This window comes from Protofrankia coriariae (genome assembly GCF_001017755.1).
Lineage (GTDB): Bacteria > Actinomycetota > Actinomycetes > Frankiales > Frankiaceae > Protofrankia > Protofrankia coriariae.
Genome location: NZ_JWIO01000005.1, coordinates 59,901 through 76,836, shown reverse-complemented (window position 1 = coordinate 76,836; position 16,936 = coordinate 59,901). Strand labels below are relative to the sequence as shown.

The following is a 16,936-nucleotide window of genomic DNA, read 5'->3' as shown; positions in this document are numbered from 1 at the left end:
GGCTGCGAGCCTCGTCCGCCGGAGTGGGGGCGGCCAGGCTCGTCCGGCGCCGCTGCGAAGGATGCCACCTGGAGCTCTCCGGCGGTGACCTGCGCGAGGTCGCGGCGGCTCCCGTGGACGCCGTCGTGCGTTGTGAGGAATGCCGGCGCATCCTCGTCCGGACCACGGAATCAGGCCTGTGAGCCGAGTCGTCCCGGTGGGCATGGCCGGGCCAGCGGAGGGAACCAGCCCCGTGGACGGGCCCGGTCCGGTGGACGGGACCGGGCCCGCGCGCCGGCGAGCGGATAGGAGTCGACCATGAGTGACCGTCCGGCACGCCGGCTCGTCGTCGAGGCCGACGGCGGGTCACGGGGCAATCCGGGCCCGGCGGGGTACGGGGCGCTCGTCCGCGACGCCGACACCGGTGCGGTCCTGGCCGAGCGGGCGGGCGCGATCGGCCGGGCGACCAACAACGTCGCCGAGTACCAGGGCCTGATCGCCGGGCTGCGCGCCGCGGCCGACCTTGCCCCGGACGCCGACGTCGAGGTCCGGATGGACTCCAAGCTCGTCGTCGAGCAGATGAGCGGGCGCTGGAAGATCAAACATCCGGCCATGCGGCCGCTGGCGACGCAGGCCGCCGACGTCGCGCGGGAGTTCCCGCGGGTCCGCTACACCTGGATCCCGCGGGAGCGCAACGCCCACGCCGACCGGCTGGCGAACGAGGCCATGGACGCCGCCGCGCAGGGCCGCACCTGGGAGCCGCCCGAGCCCCAGTCGCCGGAGCCCGTCCCGCACGAGGCACCGACCACCCACCGGCTGTCGGGCTGGATGGCCCCGCCCACGCCACCCACCACCACCGTGCTGCTACGGCACGGGCAGACCCCGATGTCGGTGGAGAAGCGGTTCAGCGGCACGGTGGACGCGACCCTGACCGATATCGGCCAGGCGCAGGCACTCGCCGTGGCGGGACGGCTGCGCGACGTCCCCTTCGACGCGGTGTACTGCTCGCCGCTGAAACGGGCCCGGCAGACCGCGGACGCCCTCGGCCGTGACTATCTGATCGACGACGACCTGCGCGAGACCGACTTCGGGACCTGGGAGACCCTGACCTTCGGCGAGGTCCGCCAGCGCTTCCCGGACGAGCTGAACGCCTGGCTGGCCGACCCGTCGGTCGCCCCGCCCGGCGGGGAGAGCATCCTCGCCACGATCCGGCGGGTCACCGCCGCCCGGGACCGCATCCTGGCCGCGCATCCGGGCAGTCGGATCCTGATCGTCTCGCACGTGACCCCGATCAAGACTCTCGCGCTGCTGGCGCTGGACGCCTCGCCCGCGGTCCTCTACCGGCTCCACCTCGACCTGGTGTCGATCTCCACGATCGACTGGTACTCGGACGGCCCGGCCGTGCTGCGCAGCTTCAACGACGGCATCCACGCCGCCCACCTGGTCGAGCCAGGCCAGTAGCCGGTAACTCACCGGGCTGTACCACCCCGGGCTCTCGTCCGCTCTTTCACGGTGTCCGTGCGCACCGGCAGGGCGTGGGGAGGGATGCGGGCGCGGTGCGGCGCATGGCAGCCTGCTCGTCGTCGGTGAGGCGGTCGAGGTGACGTGCCAGCGCGTCGAAGTAGCGGTGCGTGCTCCAGGCAGCATGGTCACCTATGACGAACAGCCGCCTTCTCGCTCGGCTGACGGCGACGTTGAGCAGGTTCGGGCTGCTGGCCGCCCAGGATCGCGGGCCCGGGTGGGGGCCGCCCGCGCCGAGGACGATCAGGACGACGTCGGCTTCCTTGCCCTGCGTGGTGTGGACCGTACCGACATGGTCCCGGTTCACCACCCGGCACAGGCTGCCCCGCAGCCCGGCGACGACGTCACGGAACGGGCTGACGACGAACAGGTCCACCGCCGGATCCAGTCCCTGGTCGACGAGGCGGTGGACGATGACGTTGGCGGCGTCCGCCTCGGCGGGGTGCCACTTGCCCTGGGCGCTCGTCCCGGCGGGTACGTCCCACCACACGCTGCGGCGTGCGATGCCGTACTCGCCTCGTCTGACGCCGTGCACCATCAGCCCGCCGTAGGCGATGTCGTTGCTGATGGAGAACATCGGCTGGTCGCAGCGGCGGTGTACGCGCAGTGGCGAGCCGACCCAGACGTGCTCGGTGTCCGACCCGTCCGGCGCGGGCAGGAAGGTGCCGTAGCGGTTCAGCCTGTCGGCGACGCGCTGTGCGGAGGCCTGTGACGACGACCACTCCTCGTCGACCCCGTAGGTGCGACGCAGTGCCTGCTGGGCGGTGTGGGGCAGGGTGACGACTGGCTCCAACTGCAGCGGATCGCCCACGATGACGGCGCGCCTGGCTCGCCAGAGCGCGCCGACCGGCATCTGCGCCGTCGCCTGGCCCGCCTCGTCGACCAGAAGCCAGCCGAGCGCGTCCTGCCCGAGACCGGCGAACATCCGGTCGAGGGAGGCGAAGGTCGTGGAGACGACGGGGACGGCGAGGAAGAGGTTCTGCCAGGCGGCTAGTACGGCGCCGGGTGGGATGGTCTTCGGCGCGTTGCCGCACAGGACGTCCATAGCCGCGTCGAGATTCTTGCGTATCCGGTCGGCGGCGCCTTCGATGAAGGCACGGTGCAAGTCCATGGCGGCGAGGAACAGCCGGGTGCGGGCGGCGGTGAACTCAGGGTCGGACCACGGCGAGCCGAGCTCGCGGTCGGCAGCATCCTCACCGCTGGCACCGTTCGCCTCCGGGTCGTGGGCGGGTACATGCGGGCCCCAGACCGCTCGGGCCGCGTCCACCGTCTCCCGAAGCGCGTCGCGGCGGCGTTCCGCAAGCCAGGCTTCCTCCCGTGCGGCCCTTGCCTCGGCGTCGGCAGTCAGCTGCGCCTGCTTGTGGACGGTGACCGTTCTGGCCTGCTCGTCATGGGTGGCCTCGGCGGCACGGTGGGCCTCGGTGAGGGCCTGGTGTTCCGCACGCCAGTCGCGTTGCGCGCCACCCAGGGTGAACAGGCCCTGGACGAAGCCTGGTCGGCTGTGTTGGTGTTCGGTCCGCCGCTCGGCCCAGCGTTGTACGTCGCGTTCCAGTGTGGCCAGCGTCTGGTATGCCTGGGCAAGCGGCGCGAGCGTCGCACGGTGGTGTTGCTCAGCGTCACGGGCTGCGTCGTGAGCGGTCCGGGCGGCCTGCTCCGCATCGCTCAGGTCGCGCAGCGCCCGCGCGGCCCGCTGCCGTTCGTCGCGCAGCTCGAGGACGGTGCGTTCCGCCTCGCGGAAGCGGTTCACGGCTGCCCGCCAGGCGCTGGCATCTGGCCGCTGGGTTGCCGCCAGGTGCTTCAGCAGGTCACGCATGCCCTGGCCGGAGGGCTGTCTCACCGGGGCGGTGTGGGTCCGGCCGGGGGTGATGGCGGCCTGGCGCCTTTCCCGCAGGGTCCCGAACCAGTAGGTGTTGCGGAAGTCCTGGCGGTTGCTTTTCCTGCCCAGCGAGGCGGCGAGCGTGCCCCAGGCCTCGGCGCCGTCGAGGATGAGCCGGCCCTGCTCGGGGAAGTACGATGCCTCGCCACGCCAGGCCTCGTCGACGGCATCCATCTCGGGGAGCTGTTTGGACACGTTCTCCACGGCGCCGTTGTTCGCCGATGCGACGACGATCTCGAAGCCGGTCAGCGTGCTGATCGGTGCGCACACCGACCGGTGCAGGTCGGCCGTGGTCCACCGATGAGTCTGGCCGGTGAAGGCATCCGCTGGCCGGGTAAGCTCGGCGAGACGCTGGGTGCGTAGCACGAGCACGGCCGCGATGAGGTCACGTAGCTGGGTGGTCTTGCCGGTGCCCGGCGGCCCGTTGACGGCGTAGACGCCTTCGCTGTCGGCAAGGTGCGCCAGGATGGCGTTGACGGAGAACTGCTGGCTGAGCACCAGGGGATGTTCCGTCTTCGCGGGCCAGCGGCCCAGCGGGAATCGCTCCGGCCGCACACCGGCGAGCACGGCGTCGGGGTTACGCCGTAGGTCGACGCGATGGTTGGTGGGAATGGCGGTGGCCGCCGTCAGATAGTCGCGCAGTGCCTTCCCGGGCTCGGATTCGGACAGTCTGTCGGCCACGAGCGCCAGGTCGGCCGCGATGAAGCTGTTGAGAAAGTCCGTGCCCGCCGCATTGTCGGCACGTTTGACGGAGACCTGCCGGCTCTGGACGCGGATGGCCATGGGCGCCAGATCGGCGGTGACACCGAAGCGTTCTGACAGCCATCGGGTGACGGCGGACAGGTCCGGCACCGTCAACGGCTTGTCACCGAGCCTCGGGGGCTCGTCGCCTTCCGCACGCCGGTCTCCCGCGGCGCCGTCCATATGATCATCCAGCGCATGCTGCGCCCCGGCCTCCGCGGCACCGACCAGCGCCCCCGCGGCCGCGTCACCCAGCAGCGGCGCGACCAGTGGCGCAACCGCACCGCCCGCCGCGCCGAGCGCGATCTCGCAGAACAGCCCGGCGAACGGCTTCAGCCGCCCGGCCGCGCGTTCCACGACCTCCAGCCTGCCATCCCCGACGTCGAGGACGATCTGCTCACAGGCTTTGGCCTCGTCGTCGAAGCCGTCGAGCCATCCGTCCTTTCTCGGCCCCGGACTACGCGCTCGTCCGACCGCCCAGGCACACGCGGAGAAGGTGATCGAGTCATGGATGATCCGCCCTTCGTCGGTGGCCTGGAAGGCGAGTAGCGCGCTGTCTCCGTCGATGCGCGCATCGTGGTCCTCTTCGTTCTCGCCGAAGACCTCCAGCAGCACATCCCGCACCGCGGCGATGCGGTAGATCCCGCAGTACACCGTGTGCTGCCACACCGTTCCCTCGGCCAGGGGTACTGCCCGCAGCGGATGCCTCCGCTCCCACGGCAGCGGCCGACCGCCGTCGACCGGGTACATCCGGTTGCCGGGCGAGACCTTGCCGACCTGCTGGGGGCTGAACATCTCGACGGCACGCCAGTACCGCACGATCTGTGCCCTGCGCCGCCGCTCCACACGCGCCGAGACCACCCCGATAGCCTCATTTCTCCGCGGAAAGCAACAGCCTTTTATACGGAGCGTACCCGTTTGGTCGCCCGCATCGGGAACCGGTTCTGGCCGCGGGAAGATCCATAGGGAGTTCCGCCCGGCGAAGATGGCCGACTGAACCCGGCTGGACGTGGTGACCGCACCTGCTCTTTCTGACTGGCTACCGGAGTTGATTTCCGATGTGTCAGATTGCGGTCACGCTGGGACGCGGTCTGCTGGCAGGCATGGACATCCGACAGCCCGGTTGGAGGGGCCGACCTGTCAGGCCAGGTCAGGGGGTCTGGGACTGCTGGGCCGGGTGCCTGCCGCGGCGGTACTGGCGCAGTTCCCGGCGGACCTTGACCTGGGTGATCAGGCCGACCAGCAGCCCGATCACCAGGCCGGCCGCCGCCGACGCGGCGAGCGCGCCCGCGAGCGAGGTGTTATGGATGGAGCCGAACAGCCACACGTTCACCCGCTGGTCGTTGCGCACGACGAACACGATCACGGCGATCGCGAGCAGCAGGACGAGGACGGTGACGGCATAGACGACATAGCTGACGCCGCGACGCCCGCCGGCCGGCGCGGGCCCGGCAGGCGGCGGCGTGGGCCCGGCGGGCGGCGGAACGGATCCGGGGCCGGGCGGAGCGGGCGCGACCGGGCCGCCACCGGCTGTCGCCGCGCCGGCGGATGGCGGCGTCACCGGACGGGTGTAGTCGATCTTTTTGGTGGGTTCCCCGGGCGTTGTCACAGCCTGTCCCGTCCCTCGTCTTCCAGGTGGTGTCGTGCTCTTCCAGATGATGGTGCGTTCTTTCGGGCGATGTGTTCTTCCGAACCGGCGTGTTCGTTCGGCCTGTTGTTGTCGGGTCAGCCCCGGACGACCCCGTTGACAGCCGCGTCAGGTTGCCAGGTGCGGTGACGGCCGGTGCCCGTCCTGGCATCTGATGTTGTTCTGGCACGCAGTATCCCCGCCGCGGACCGTCGGGGTGAGCCGGGGCGTCTGTGGTGTCATATGCTGACGGTCACGGATGAGTCGGCCAGGCGGTCGCGTCGGTTCCGCTCACGCGGAGCCGCCGAGGAACGTCCGGGCTCCACAGGGCGGGGTGGTGGGTAACACCCACCCGGGGTGACCCGCGGGACAGTGCCACAGAAAACAGACCGCCGGCGTCCTCGGACGCCGGTAAGGGTGAAACGGTGCGGTAAGAGCGCACCAGCGCCCGGGGTGACCCGGGCGGCTAGGTAAACCCCACCCGGAGCAAGGTCAAAAGGTTCCGGAGCTTTCGGGCTCCGGGGCTGCGCAGGCGTTCGAGGGCTGCCCGCCCGAGCCTGCGGGTGGACCGCTGGAGGCTGTCGGCAACGGCAGCCCGAGATGGATGACCGCCAGCCGGAGCCGTCTCACGGCCCCGGCCCACAGAACCCGGCGTATAGGTCGACTCATCCGCCCCACCGCCCCTGAGCTGGGCGGACAGCAGTATCCCGTGATCATGGCCCGTACCTGGCCCGGGGGAGCGCCGAGCACGGAGCCGACGGCCCGGCGCTTGCGACGCCCAGCTGAAAAGGCACCGGTGACCAGGACGGTTCACCGCCCGCGCCCGCCCGCGGCCCGAAACGGACGACGAGCCCCGATCGGGCTGATGCGCAGGGCGCCTGCCCTTCATCGGCGCGTTCGACAGCACTCGCGACGACCTGTCCGAGCGGGGCGGACGAAGCTGACCGGCCCCTCGGCCTGCCAGCTACGAGACCACCTGTGGTCACCGTCTGAGAAGTCTCCTGATCCATCCCGGACGTTCCGCGACACCGGTGGCGGCGGCCAGGTTCCTCCTGATCGTGACGACCTGCGGATGGTCGGGGCCGAGGACGCGCAGCCGGTCGGTGAGGGTCTGCTCGAACAGGCCGATCGCCTCGCCCAGCCGCCCCGCCGTCTGGTAGGCGCTGGCGAGGTTGTTGCGGGTGGTCAGGGTGTCGGGGTGGTCGGGGCCGAGGATGCGCAGCCGGTCGGTAAGGGTCTGCTCGTACAGGCCGATGGCCTCCGTCACCCGCCCCGCCGTCCGGTAGGTGTAGGCGAGGTTGCCACGGGTGGTCAGGGTGTCGGGGTGGTCGGGGCCGAGGATGGAGAATGCCTGAGTAACGGTGTAATACCCAGCGCCAGCGAGCCATTTCCGCAGGTGGAGGCCCCGGCGTCGGCAGCTGCCGGAAGATCTTCTGACGGTCCCCTCCGGGGCAGGCCGGCGATGGCCACGCCACAGACTTCCCGGACTTGTGGAATGAGGCGACGCTGTCGCCGTGTCGATCATCTGGCGTCATGCCCGACAGCAATCGTTGGCAGCACCATGAGCGGGCGAACGCCGGAAGGTGCCGAGAAGTATGTACCCAGCTCAGGGCGCTGAAACGGGGGAATTGCGCAGGCCGGGGCCCTGGCCGTCGCATCTCCTGGCGTACCGGCCGGCTTATCCACCCCACCGCTTCTGAGCTGGGCGGACAGGGCGCACGGCGGTATGTTGATGCCGCGTGGCTCCGCACGGCACGGGCATGATTTCGGTTTCTCCGGTCGCCGGGGCGACGCGACGCATCACCAGCGGATGAAGGCACGCTGCCGGCAGCCATCAACCGGCACGGCAGCCTGCCATGCCAGCATCGCTGGCCCATGGCCACGGCCGGCCATACAGGCCGGCGCACCGCCGTGTCACCCCCAAAGAAGATCGGAAATCTTAATTCCGTGGCGTTTGGACCTGTACCTGTTGTCTGCGTCCACCCCCGTGCTATAAATAGCTGCCAGCGTACCGGGGCGGGGGTGGGCGCAGCGTCCACAATATTGTTTGCGCGTCGTCAGAATATGTTCCCCGCATGGTCCGCCGGGTTGCCGGCCGCCATTGTTCTCTGAACGCGGGGCGGCGAAGCATTTTCTTGACATCCGTGGACGGGGGAAGGGAAAACCATGGCCTGGCAGACGTGGGAAAGCCTCGGAGGAGTACTGACGTCCGGCCCCGGGGCCGCGTCGTGGGGTTCGGGGCGGCTCGACGTGTTCGCGCGGGGGACCGACAGCGCACTGTGGCACCGGTGGTATGACAACGGCTGGAGCGAATGGGAGAGCCTAGGCGGCGTCCTGACCTCCGAACCGGCCGCGGTCTCCTGGGCCTCCGGCCGCATCGACGTGTTCGCGCGGGGGACCGACAGCGCACTGTGGCACCGGTGGTATGACAACGGCTGGAGCGAATGGGAGAGCCTCGGCGGCACGCTCACCTCCGGGCCGGCGGTGTCCTCGTGGGCCGCGGGGCGGCTCGACGTGTTCGCGCGGGGGACCGACAGCGCACTGTGGCACCGGTGGTATGACAACGGCTGGAGCGAATGGGAGAGTCTCGGCGGCACGCTCACGTCGTCACCCGCCGCGGTCTCGTGGGGCCCGGGCCGCATCGACGTGTTCGCCGCCGGCACCGACAGTGCGCTGTGGCACCGGTGGTACGACAACGGCTGGGGTGACTGGGAGAGCCTCGGTGGCACGCTGACCTCCGCCCCGGCCGCCGTCTCGTGGGGGCCGAACCGCGTCGACGCCTTCGCCGCGGGCACCGACAGCGCGTTGTGGCACCAGTGGTGGGACGCGCCGGCACCGGCCGTTCTCGTGCGGCGGGAAGCCTGGTCGCTGCAGGCGGACAGCCCCTTCGACCCGATCACCCTTGCCTATGCCAAGGCGGTTCAGGTGCTGCGGGCACGACCCGCGTCCGACCCCACCAGCCTGACCTACCAGGCGGCGATCCACGGCTCGTACCGCACGCCGCCGCCCGGGGCGAACTGGAACGAATGCCAGCACCGGAGCTGGTTCTTCCTCCCCTGGCACCGCATATATCTGTACTATTTCGAGCGTATCGTCCGTAAAGTCGTGCTCGACGCGGGCGGTCCGGCCGACTTCGCGCTGCCGTACTGGAACTACGACCGTCCTTTCCCGGGCAACACGCTGCCGCCCGCCTTCCGGACGCCGACACTGCCCGACGGGACGGCCAACCCGCTGTTCGTGCCGGCCCCCGGCCGTGACGCGGCCCTGGTGGCCGGCGGGCAGATACCGCCGGCCGCGACGACGAGCGCTGCCGCGCTGGCCCGGACGAACTTCTCGGCGCTGCCCGGCCAGCCGAGTTTCGGCGGCGGACGGACCGGGCCGGCTCATTTCGGCAGCGCCCTCGGAGCTCTGGAGTCGACTCCGCACAACGTCCTGCACCCGACGATCGGTGGTTCCGCCACCAGCGCCACCCCCTGCGGGGCCGCGCTCATGACCGACCCCAACTGCGCCGCCCTCGACCCGATCTTCTGGCTGCACCACGCCAACATCGACCGGCTGTGGAACGTCTGGCTCGCGCGGGGGGGCGGCCGGGCGAACCCGACGGAGGCGGCGTGGCTGACCCAGTCCTTCGTCTTCCACGACGAGACCGGCGCCCAGGTGACCCTGACCGGAGCGGACGTCGTTGACACCGCGACACAGCTCGGTTATGTCTACGACGACGCGCCCGCGACACCCGAGCGGAAGGTGATCGAAGTGGCGGTTCCCCCGTCACCGCCCAGCGGCCCGCCCGAGCTCGGCGGGGCCACGGAGGAAACACTGGTGCTCACCGGTGCCACCGCCACGGCGCGGCTGACCGTCCCGGAGAGCACCAGGGGCGTCGTGGCCGGCGGTGGCGACAGCGGCCAGGTGCTGATCAGCGTCGACGACGTCGAGGCCGAGCGCGACCCGGGCCTCGCCTACGCCGTCTACCTGGGCAGGCCGGACGCCGCGGACAGCGAGCGCCTGCACATCGGCAACGTCTCGCTCTTCGGTGTCGCGGCCGCCGCCGACCCGGAGCGGGCGCACGGCGACAGCGGGTTCGGCCATGTCTTCGACGCGACCGAGCAGGTGCGGGTGCTGCGGGAGCGCGGCGAGTGGGACCCGGGATCCGTGGTGGTGACGTTCGAGCCGATCCGGGTGCTCCCGCCGCCGGGCGTGGCGGCCGTCGAGCCCGAGGCCGCGCCCGTGACCCCACCGGTCCGGATCGGTCGCGTGAGCCTGTTCGTGGCCTGACGGCCGGGCCGGCCGTGCTCAGCCCTCCCGGACAGGGACAGCTACGGGAATACCGGCGCCGGGCCGCCGTCGCCCTGCGCTGGCGGCCCGAGTGGCCGTTCGCGCTGGTCGTCGTGGTGGCCTGGGCCGTGCTGCTGAGCGGCGTGCTGCTGAGCGGGCACGGCCCAGGCCACCACCCGGCGGCCCACCACGGGCCGGCGCATGGACACGCCGCCGCCGTGGGCGGCGGTGCCGGCGGACGCGGCGGGTGGAGCACGCTGCTGGACGGCCTGCCCGCCGCGCTGTCGGTCTGGACGGTCATGTCGGTGGCGATGATGCTGCCGGTGGCGCTGCCGGCCACCCGCCACGTCGCCCTCAACAGCATCCGGGAGCGGCGGGCCCGGGCGATGACCGTCTTCGTCGCCACCTACATCGCGGTCTGGGCCCTGTTCGGCCTCGTGGCCCTGCTCGGCGTGCGCGCGGCCACCGACGTCGCCGGCGTCGGCGGCCGGGCACTGCTGCTGGCCGCGCTCGCGGCCGCGGCGCTCTGGCAGGCCAGCGGGATCAAGCGCCGGAGCCTGGCCCAGTGCCGGCGCACCGTGCCGCTGCCGCCGGTCGGACGGCGGGCGGACGTCGCGTGCGCGCGGTTCGCGTTCCTGCACGGCAGACGATGCGTGCTCTCCTGCTGGCCGCTGATGGTTCTCATGGCCGTCGTCGAGCACGGCGCCGTCGTCTGGATGATCGCGTTGACCGTGGTCGTCTCCGCCGAGGAACTGACCCGTGTCGGCCGCCGCCTGCCGGGCCTGTCCGCCGTCGCGCTCACCCTGACCGCGGCGTTCCTGGTGCTCAGCGGGTGAGGAGCGGCGGGCTGACGCGGTAGCGGACGCCCCTCACCCGCCCACCGGGCCCGGGCCGAACAGGTCAGGAGCGCGACGTGACCTCCGGCCACGGTGTGCCCGGGTCGCCTTCGGGGCCGTGGCCGTCTGGTGCGTAGCCGCGGAAGACAGCATGGTCCGGGCCGGTCCGGGCTGTGTCCTCGCCGGTGGAGGCGGGCGGGCCGGGGCTGACCAGGTCGCCGCGCAGCCGGATGTCGAACGGGACCGTGAGCGCGAGCCGAGGCCCGCCACCGACGGTCTCGGGAGCCCGCTCTGGCGGGGCGACGGCCGTGGGCGGGCTGGCCGGAGCTGCCGGGGCTGCCGGGTCGGCGGAGATCCGGTCGAGGAGGGCCTGCTGCTCCGGCGGAAGGGGCTGGGAGCGGAGGAAGGCCAGCAGCCGGCTGATCCGGATCCCCTCGTTGACAAAGCCGCCGAGTTCCCTGTGGTCCGGCGCCTGGACGGCGGCATGGTGCAGCGCGACGATCTCCCACTGGTCGTTGAAGACCGGCGAACCGGACGATCCGGGTTCGGTGTCCGTCTCGTAGTGCAGGAACAGGTCGAGCAGGTCCACGATCCGGTTCTCCCGCAGCGCGACCTGCTTCTTCCCCCCGCCGGGATGCTGGATGATCGTGACGAAATCCCCGACGATGGCTTTGCCCTCCCCTTCGAACAGCCGGTTGAACCCGAACCGGGCCAGCTCCGCCGGGGCGGCCCGCACCGCGACCAGCGCGAAGTCCAGCCGCTGGTCGGCGATGAAGAACCGGGCCGGGTCCAGCGCGAAGGGGACGGGTGCCAGCGGCCGGCCGTCGGGCGCGTCCTGATAGTCGAATTCGACACCGCTGAACCCGGCCGTCCGGGCGTCGGGGAGCACGTGATGATTGGTCAGCAGCAGCTCCGGGGAGACCAGGCTGCCGGTGCCGTAGCCGGCCAGCCGGCCCCGCCCGTCCCGGATGACGACCCGGCCGACCGACCGCGCGGCGGCGACACCGCCTTCCAGGTAACCGACCCCGAGCAGGTCGTTCGTTGCCAGGATCCGTTCCAGGACGGCGCTTGCCGCCGCGGTGGCGGCTGGTTCCCCGGCGGCCACCGCGGCCGGGCTGACCGGCCGCACATCCGGGTAGAAACGGGCCAGCCGGTCGATCCGGGTCGCCACCCGGGCCGGCTCGTCCGCCNCCCGGGCCGGCTCGTCCGCCCGCGCGATTCCACCCCGCTCCCGCAGGACCGCGATTTTTCCTTGGCGCTGTTCGCTTCTGTCCGCCACCCGGGCCGCGACGGCGGCCCGCAGCTCGGACGGTACCTCCTCCACTGACATTGTGGCCCCCGCAGGTCGTCGGAAACTGGGCCGGAACGACACGCCGGCCCGTCGGGAAAAGTCGCTGGCAAAATTTCAGAAAAAGCGGCGCGCGGACTATCGTGGAGAAGATCCTGTCGCGGCGCGGGCGCCTTCAGTGCAACATTTCCGTGCGCGCCGCATGTCACCCCCCGGGCCGCCCTGCCATGCTGTCAACCGACGATTCAAGAGTAGAGAAGGCCCCGTGGCGGCGCCAGTACCTTTTACACACCGGTTCTTTTTTTGTGCACCGCGTGTCACTTACCCCGGCGGGGCCCGGGCAACGGCCCACCCGCCCTCGTCCCGTGCCGCCCGGGAGCACCCCCTGATCCCCGTCCGGCGCGTCAGCGGTGGCGCATGACGGCTGCCGCCGGCGCGACACTCCCGTCCCGTCCGCGCTTGTGTTGTGTTCGGCGACCGCCCGGAGATGGAGAATCCGGGGCCGCCGCGGTTCGGTCGCACCGTCGACGACATCCGTCGCGGGTGTCCAAGCCTCGTGACCGGGTCATCGGCCGGGTCTTCCGCCCGCCGGGGCCGATCGAGCGGTGAGGCGGCGGAATTCGGCGCATGACCACCGCCCGCCTGGACGGGACACGGGACGGCGGCCTCCCGCCTTGGAAGAGGAAAAGGCCGTTACCTTTCCCGACCCGTACCTTTCCCGACCCGTCTCACTCTGTTGGCGGCCGCCAACCGGAAACTCACCGCACCGACATTACTACCCCACGGAATGGCGTCCGGAGCGCGGTGCACGGGGTGTGATGGGGGAGGGAGGAAGGCCGCCGGTCCTGGTTCAGGCCGAGGGCTCGGGGGCATGCGGCTTCGGGCCGGTGAGTGTGTCGCCGGGCGTTGTGCGTGTTCTGATCTGGTCGGCCTGTATACGCAGGACGGCCGCGAGGTTACGCGAGGCGGTGATCGTGTCAGGGTGGTCCTCGCCGAGTATCCGCCGGCGCCGGGCGAGGACGTCATCGAACCTTGTCCGGGCCTCGGTGTAGCGGCCCTGTAGCCGTAACGTGACTGCGATGTTGCGTATGGCGGTGACCGTGTCCGGGTGGTTCTCGCCGAGGATGCGTTGTGATCGGGCGAGCACGTCGTCGAGCATCGTTCGTGCTTCGGCGTAGTCGCCCTGTGCTCGTACCGTCAACGCGAGGTTGTGGGCGGCGGTGATTGTGTCGGGGTGGTCCTCACCGAGATCGCGCCGGCGCCGGGCGAGTACGTCGTCGAGCATCGTCCGTGCCTCGGCGTGGTGGCCTTGCGTCCGTAGCGTGACGGCGAGGTCGTGCACGGCGGTAATCGTGTCTGGGTGCTCCTCGCCAAGAATTCGTCGCCGTCGGGTGAGTACGTCTTCGATGCCGGCCTGTGCCGCGCCGTGCTTGCCCCGCACCCGCAACAGGCCCGCGAGATTGGCCGCGGCGGTGATCGTGTCCGGATGCTCCTCGCCGAGGACCTGGCGCCGCCGGGCGAGCACGTCGTTGAACATCGTCCACGCCCTGGCATAGTCGCCCAGCAGCCTCATCGTGAACGCGAGATTGGCCGCGGCGGTGATCGTGTCGGGGTGGTCCTCGCCGAGGATGCGGCGGCGCCGGGTGAGCACGTCGTCGAACATGCTCCGGGCTTCGGCGTAGTCGCCCTGTACCCGTACCGTGAACGCGAGTTCGTGCGCGGCGGTGATCGTATGCGGGTGGTCCTCGCCGAGGATGCGGCGCGATCGGGTGAGCACGTTGTCGAACATCGACTGTGCTTCGGCGTAGTCGCCCTGCATTCGTACCGTGAAAGCGATGTTACGCGCGGCGGTGATCGTGTCGGGGTGTTCCTCGCCGAGGATGCGGCGGCGCCGAGTGAGCACGTCGTCGAACATGGCCCGGGCCTCGGCGTAGTTGCCCTGCGCCCGCACCGTGCGCGCGAGGCTGCCCAGAGCGGCGATCGTGTGCGGGTGGTCCTCGCCGAGGACGGACGACCAGCGGGTGTGGGCGTCGCGTCCCAGGCTGTGGCTGCCCGGGTAGTCGCCGCGTGCCCGCAGGTAGCGGACCAGGCGAATGATCATGATGCGGCTGTCCGGGTGATCGTCCTCCACGAGGCCGGTCGCGACGGCATGGGGGTGGATTCGGGCGTAGCGGGGCCAGCTGTCAGGACGGTTCCGGTGCGGCGGATGCCCGGCGGCCAGNNGCGGATGCCCGGCGGCCAGCAGCCGGTGCACGGCCGTACGCAACCGGGGCCGCAGCGCGGCGGGGGTGTCGTCGCGGAGCACGGCCTGCACCAGCCGGTGCATGACCACCGTGCCGTCGACATGCCGGACGACCGCCAGCCGCGCCAGCCAGCCGGCGGTCTCCGGCAGCCGCAGCTGATCGGCCGCTACCTCCCGTAACGGTTCGGGCAGCAGTCCGGCGGTCTCGGGACGGACGAGATCGGCCGGGATCGGTTCCGGGCCGAAGTGCGCCCACAGCCGGGCCAGCATCACCACCGCCGGGTCGTCCACGCCGTGCAGTGTGACCGTCCACGTTGCCGCGACCGGCTGCACACCGTCCGGCGCACCCTTGGTCAGGAGCACCCGCCGGGGTCCGCTGGCCCCGGCCGGCGGCCCGTCCGGCCCTCTCCTGGCCGTGCGCGTCCGTAGCTGGTCGACAAGAAGATCGGCATAGTCTGCGGGCGCCATCCCGGTTTCCGCCAGCCACGCTCCGGCCTGTTCCAGCGCCAGTGGCAGGTCCCCGACCGCGGCGGCGATCCGTGCCGCGTCCACCTCGCTGATCGTGGGGACGCGGGCCCGCAGCAGCCCGACCGCTTCCGGCCGGGGCAGCACGTCGACCTCCACAGTGTTGACCAGCCGGGACCACCGGCTGTCCCGTGACGTGATCAGAACATGCCCGCCACTCACCGCCGCCGCCAGCACCCCGAACGGATCAGCCGGCTTGCCGGCGTTGTCCAGCACCAGTAGCCAGCGCCGGTACCGGCGGCCCGCAGCCAGCAGGCCCACCACCGCCCGGGCGGACTCCTCCGCCGCCCCCGCCACCGCGACCCCGCAGCGCTCCGCCAGCCGCGCCAACGACGCGACCGCCACCGCCGGCTCCTCCGCCGGCACCCACCACACCAGGTCGTAGTCGCGGGCGTGCCGGTAGGCGTACTCCACCGCCAACTGGGTCTTCCCCACCCCACCCAGCCCGTGCACCGCCACCGGGAGCGCCACCGCCGTCCCCCCACCGGCCAGCCGCTCCCGCAGCAGCGACAGCTCCACATCCCGGCCGGTAAACCACCGGTTACGCGGCCAGTCCACCGACCACACCGCCGGCGCCACCCCCGGAAACCGCGGCCGGCGACCCTCCACCCCCTCCGACCCGCTACTTTCCAGGCTCCCCGACCCGCCGGGAAACACCGGGGGCGCGGTCGGCCGCGCCTCACCGGTCCGCACCGCGTCCACCGCCGCCGCCAACCGGCCCACCGCCACCTGCGCGGCCACCCCGACCAGATCGGTGTACACAATCCCGTCAAACGGCGCCGGCGGATCGAACGCGGCCACCCGCACCGGCAGCAACCGCCGCCGCACCCCCACCAGATCAGCCCGCCACGCCGCCTGCCATTCAGCCCCGCACGCCTGCGAGGCCACATACGCCGGGGAGAGCACCGCCACCGTCCGGGCCGACCGGTTCATCCCCTCGGCCATCCGCTGCGACCAGGACATCCCCGCGACCATGTGCCACGCCTGGATCAACACCCGGAACCCGGCGGCCTCCAACTCCCAGGCCACCCACTCCGCCCAGCCCCGATCCGCCTGCGTGTACGAGACAAAAAAATCCCACTCGAACCCGTCATCGCCCCCGTCACCGATCACACCGACAGGATTTCACCGCAAACCGCTGCCGGCCACTGCCCTGGCACTGTCCGACAGCGGACGATGACGGGAACGGGTCGGGCCGCAGGGGGCCAGACAGCGGCGAATCATGTGTCGGCGTGGCGGGCGTCCCCGCGCTCTCCGGCGATCCCAGTAACGGCCCGGGAGGTGGGATTGCATCCCGGGCCGTTACTGGGAAAAGTCACGATCATAAAGACGTGGCCCGGCTATCCGGTTCCGAGCGATCCCCCTTCCATGTCTCGGAGGCCGACCGGCATCACCGACTCCCGCTGCAGATCGGTCAGATGCTCCAGACAGCGTCGCACCTGCGCACGCTCCAGACGGCGCTCGACCTGCTCGCTGACCTCGTCGAACGCCTGGCCGCGATCGCGCGCCCCGGCCCTGCGCTCACGGTCCGCCGCCGCCTGCGCCGAGCGCACCCGGTCCACCGCGCGGCGGTGGGCCAACGTCATGATCCACGCCATGGCGCTGCCCTGCCGCGCGTCGAAGCGGGCCGCGCACCGCCACACCTCGATGAGCACCTCCTGGGCGACCTCCTCCGACTGGGCCGGATCCCGTACCAGCGCGCGCAGCAGGCCCATGACAGGCCCGGCCACCGCGGTATAGAGGCTCTCGAACGCCTGCTGATCGGCCACGTGCGACGCGGTCGAACAACGACTCCAGGGTGCCAGGATGCGGCGCCAGGGACTGATCGCCGCGTGCCACGACGCGCATGAGCACCTCCGACTGTGACGCTGTCACCAGTACTTCGGCGCTGGACCGCCCCCGGATTGCCAACGTCCTGGACGTAAGGGGCGGGTACCGGGCACAACACCGCTGCGCCCACTGGACGAGCCGCTCACGGGCATGTCGCCACGATCATGATGGGCTGTTGTCCGCGGCGGGTCCAGACCTG

General features: G+C 71.4%; 11 protein-coding genes and 1 other RNA gene (1 of these 12 running past the window's edge). 6 read left to right on the top strand and 6 right to left on the bottom strand.

The features are described 5' to 3' along the window. The 3 genes from FrCorBMG51_RS04985 to FrCorBMG51_RS04980 form a co-directional block, all read left to right on the top strand. Positions 1–88, top strand: partial view of a zinc ribbon domain-containing protein gene (locus FrCorBMG51_RS04985; RefSeq protein ID WP_476742107.1) — the 3' end only. It extends 584 nt beyond the left edge of the window; only the last 88 of its 672 coding nucleotides appear in the window; the start codon falls outside the window, past its left edge; it ends in the stop codon at positions 86–88. Beyond that, complete coding sequence (locus tag FrCorBMG51_RS34475) at positions 24–182, top strand: C4-type zinc ribbon domain-containing protein (RefSeq protein ID WP_476742106.1); 159 nt, start codon at positions 24–26, stop codon at positions 180–182. The genes FrCorBMG51_RS04985 and FrCorBMG51_RS34475 overlap by 65 nt, the downstream gene beginning before the upstream one ends. 115 nt (positions 183–297) lie before the next feature. Further along, on the top strand, positions 298–1,440 hold the full coding sequence (locus FrCorBMG51_RS04980) for a bifunctional RNase H/acid phosphatase (RefSeq protein ID WP_047221929.1): 1,143 nt from the start codon (positions 298–300) through the stop codon (positions 1,438–1,440). Positions 1,441–1,486: 46 nt separating this feature from the next. Here the strand turns inward: FrCorBMG51_RS04980 and FrCorBMG51_RS04975 are convergent, their stop codons facing one another. Both FrCorBMG51_RS04975 and FrCorBMG51_RS04970 read right to left on the bottom strand, forming a co-directional pair. Then, positions 1,487–4,978 (bottom strand): DEAD/DEAH box helicase, encoded by a 3,492-nt coding sequence (locus FrCorBMG51_RS04975; protein ID WP_052914318.1) that lies wholly within the window; start codon positions 4,976–4,978, stop codon positions 1,487–1,489. Positions 4,979–5,267: 289 nt separating this feature from the next. Further along, positions 5,268–5,726: a lipopolysaccharide assembly protein LapA domain-containing protein gene (locus FrCorBMG51_RS04970; RefSeq protein WP_047221928.1), complete on the bottom strand. Its 459-nt coding sequence runs from the start codon at positions 5,724–5,726 to the stop codon at positions 5,268–5,270. A gap of 278 nt (positions 5,727–6,004) precedes the next feature. Between FrCorBMG51_RS04970 and rnpB the strand changes: the two genes are divergently transcribed. Continuing rightward, positions 6,005–6,416: RNase P RNA component class A (gene rnpB / locus FrCorBMG51_RS24725), an RNA gene on the top strand. Positions 6,417–6,726: 310 nt separating this feature from the next. On the opposite strand, the gene FrCorBMG51_RS32390 is transcribed toward rnpB, so the two are convergent. Then, a complete protein-coding gene (locus tag FrCorBMG51_RS32390) occupies positions 6,727–7,269 on the bottom strand; it encodes a tetratricopeptide repeat protein (protein WP_086055253.1) in 543 nt (180 codons plus the stop codon). Positions 7,270–7,910: 641 nt separating this feature from the next. On the opposite strand from FrCorBMG51_RS32390, the gene FrCorBMG51_RS24695 reads away from it, so the two are divergent. Together FrCorBMG51_RS24695 and FrCorBMG51_RS24690 are read left to right on the top strand one after the other, a co-directional pair. Then, complete coding sequence (locus FrCorBMG51_RS24695; protein ID WP_052914317.1) at positions 7,911–10,016, top strand: DUF8189 domain-containing protein; 2,106 nt, start codon at positions 7,911–7,913, stop codon at positions 10,014–10,016. A gap of 14 nt (positions 10,017–10,030) precedes the next feature. Further along, the gene (locus FrCorBMG51_RS24690) at positions 10,031–10,852 is read left to right on the top strand and encodes a DUF2182 domain-containing protein (protein WP_052914316.1); all 822 of its coding nucleotides are present in this window, start codon (positions 10,031–10,033) and stop codon (positions 10,850–10,852) included. A 64-nt stretch (positions 10,853–10,916) separates the two neighbouring features. Here FrCorBMG51_RS24690 and FrCorBMG51_RS04950 read toward each other — a convergent pair whose 3' ends face one another. The 3 genes from FrCorBMG51_RS04950 to FrCorBMG51_RS04940 form a co-directional block, all read right to left on the bottom strand. Continuing rightward, positions 10,917–12,182, bottom strand: a complete 1,266-nt coding sequence (locus tag FrCorBMG51_RS04950; RefSeq protein WP_086055252.1) for a trypsin-like serine peptidase — start codon at positions 12,180–12,182, stop codon at positions 10,917–10,919. 808 nt (positions 12,183–12,990) lie between these two features. Continuing rightward, positions 12,991–16,020 (bottom strand): FxSxx-COOH system tetratricopeptide repeat protein, encoded by a 3,030-nt coding sequence (gene fxsT / locus FrCorBMG51_RS04945; protein WP_235433318.1) that lies wholly within the window; start codon positions 16,018–16,020, stop codon positions 12,991–12,993. Between the two features lie 227 nt (positions 16,021–16,247). Next, entirely contained in the window at positions 16,248–16,676 is a 429-nt protein-coding gene (locus FrCorBMG51_RS04940; protein ID WP_235433317.1) for a sigma-70 family RNA polymerase sigma factor, read from the bottom strand. Positions 16,677–16,936: the final 260 nt, after the last annotated feature.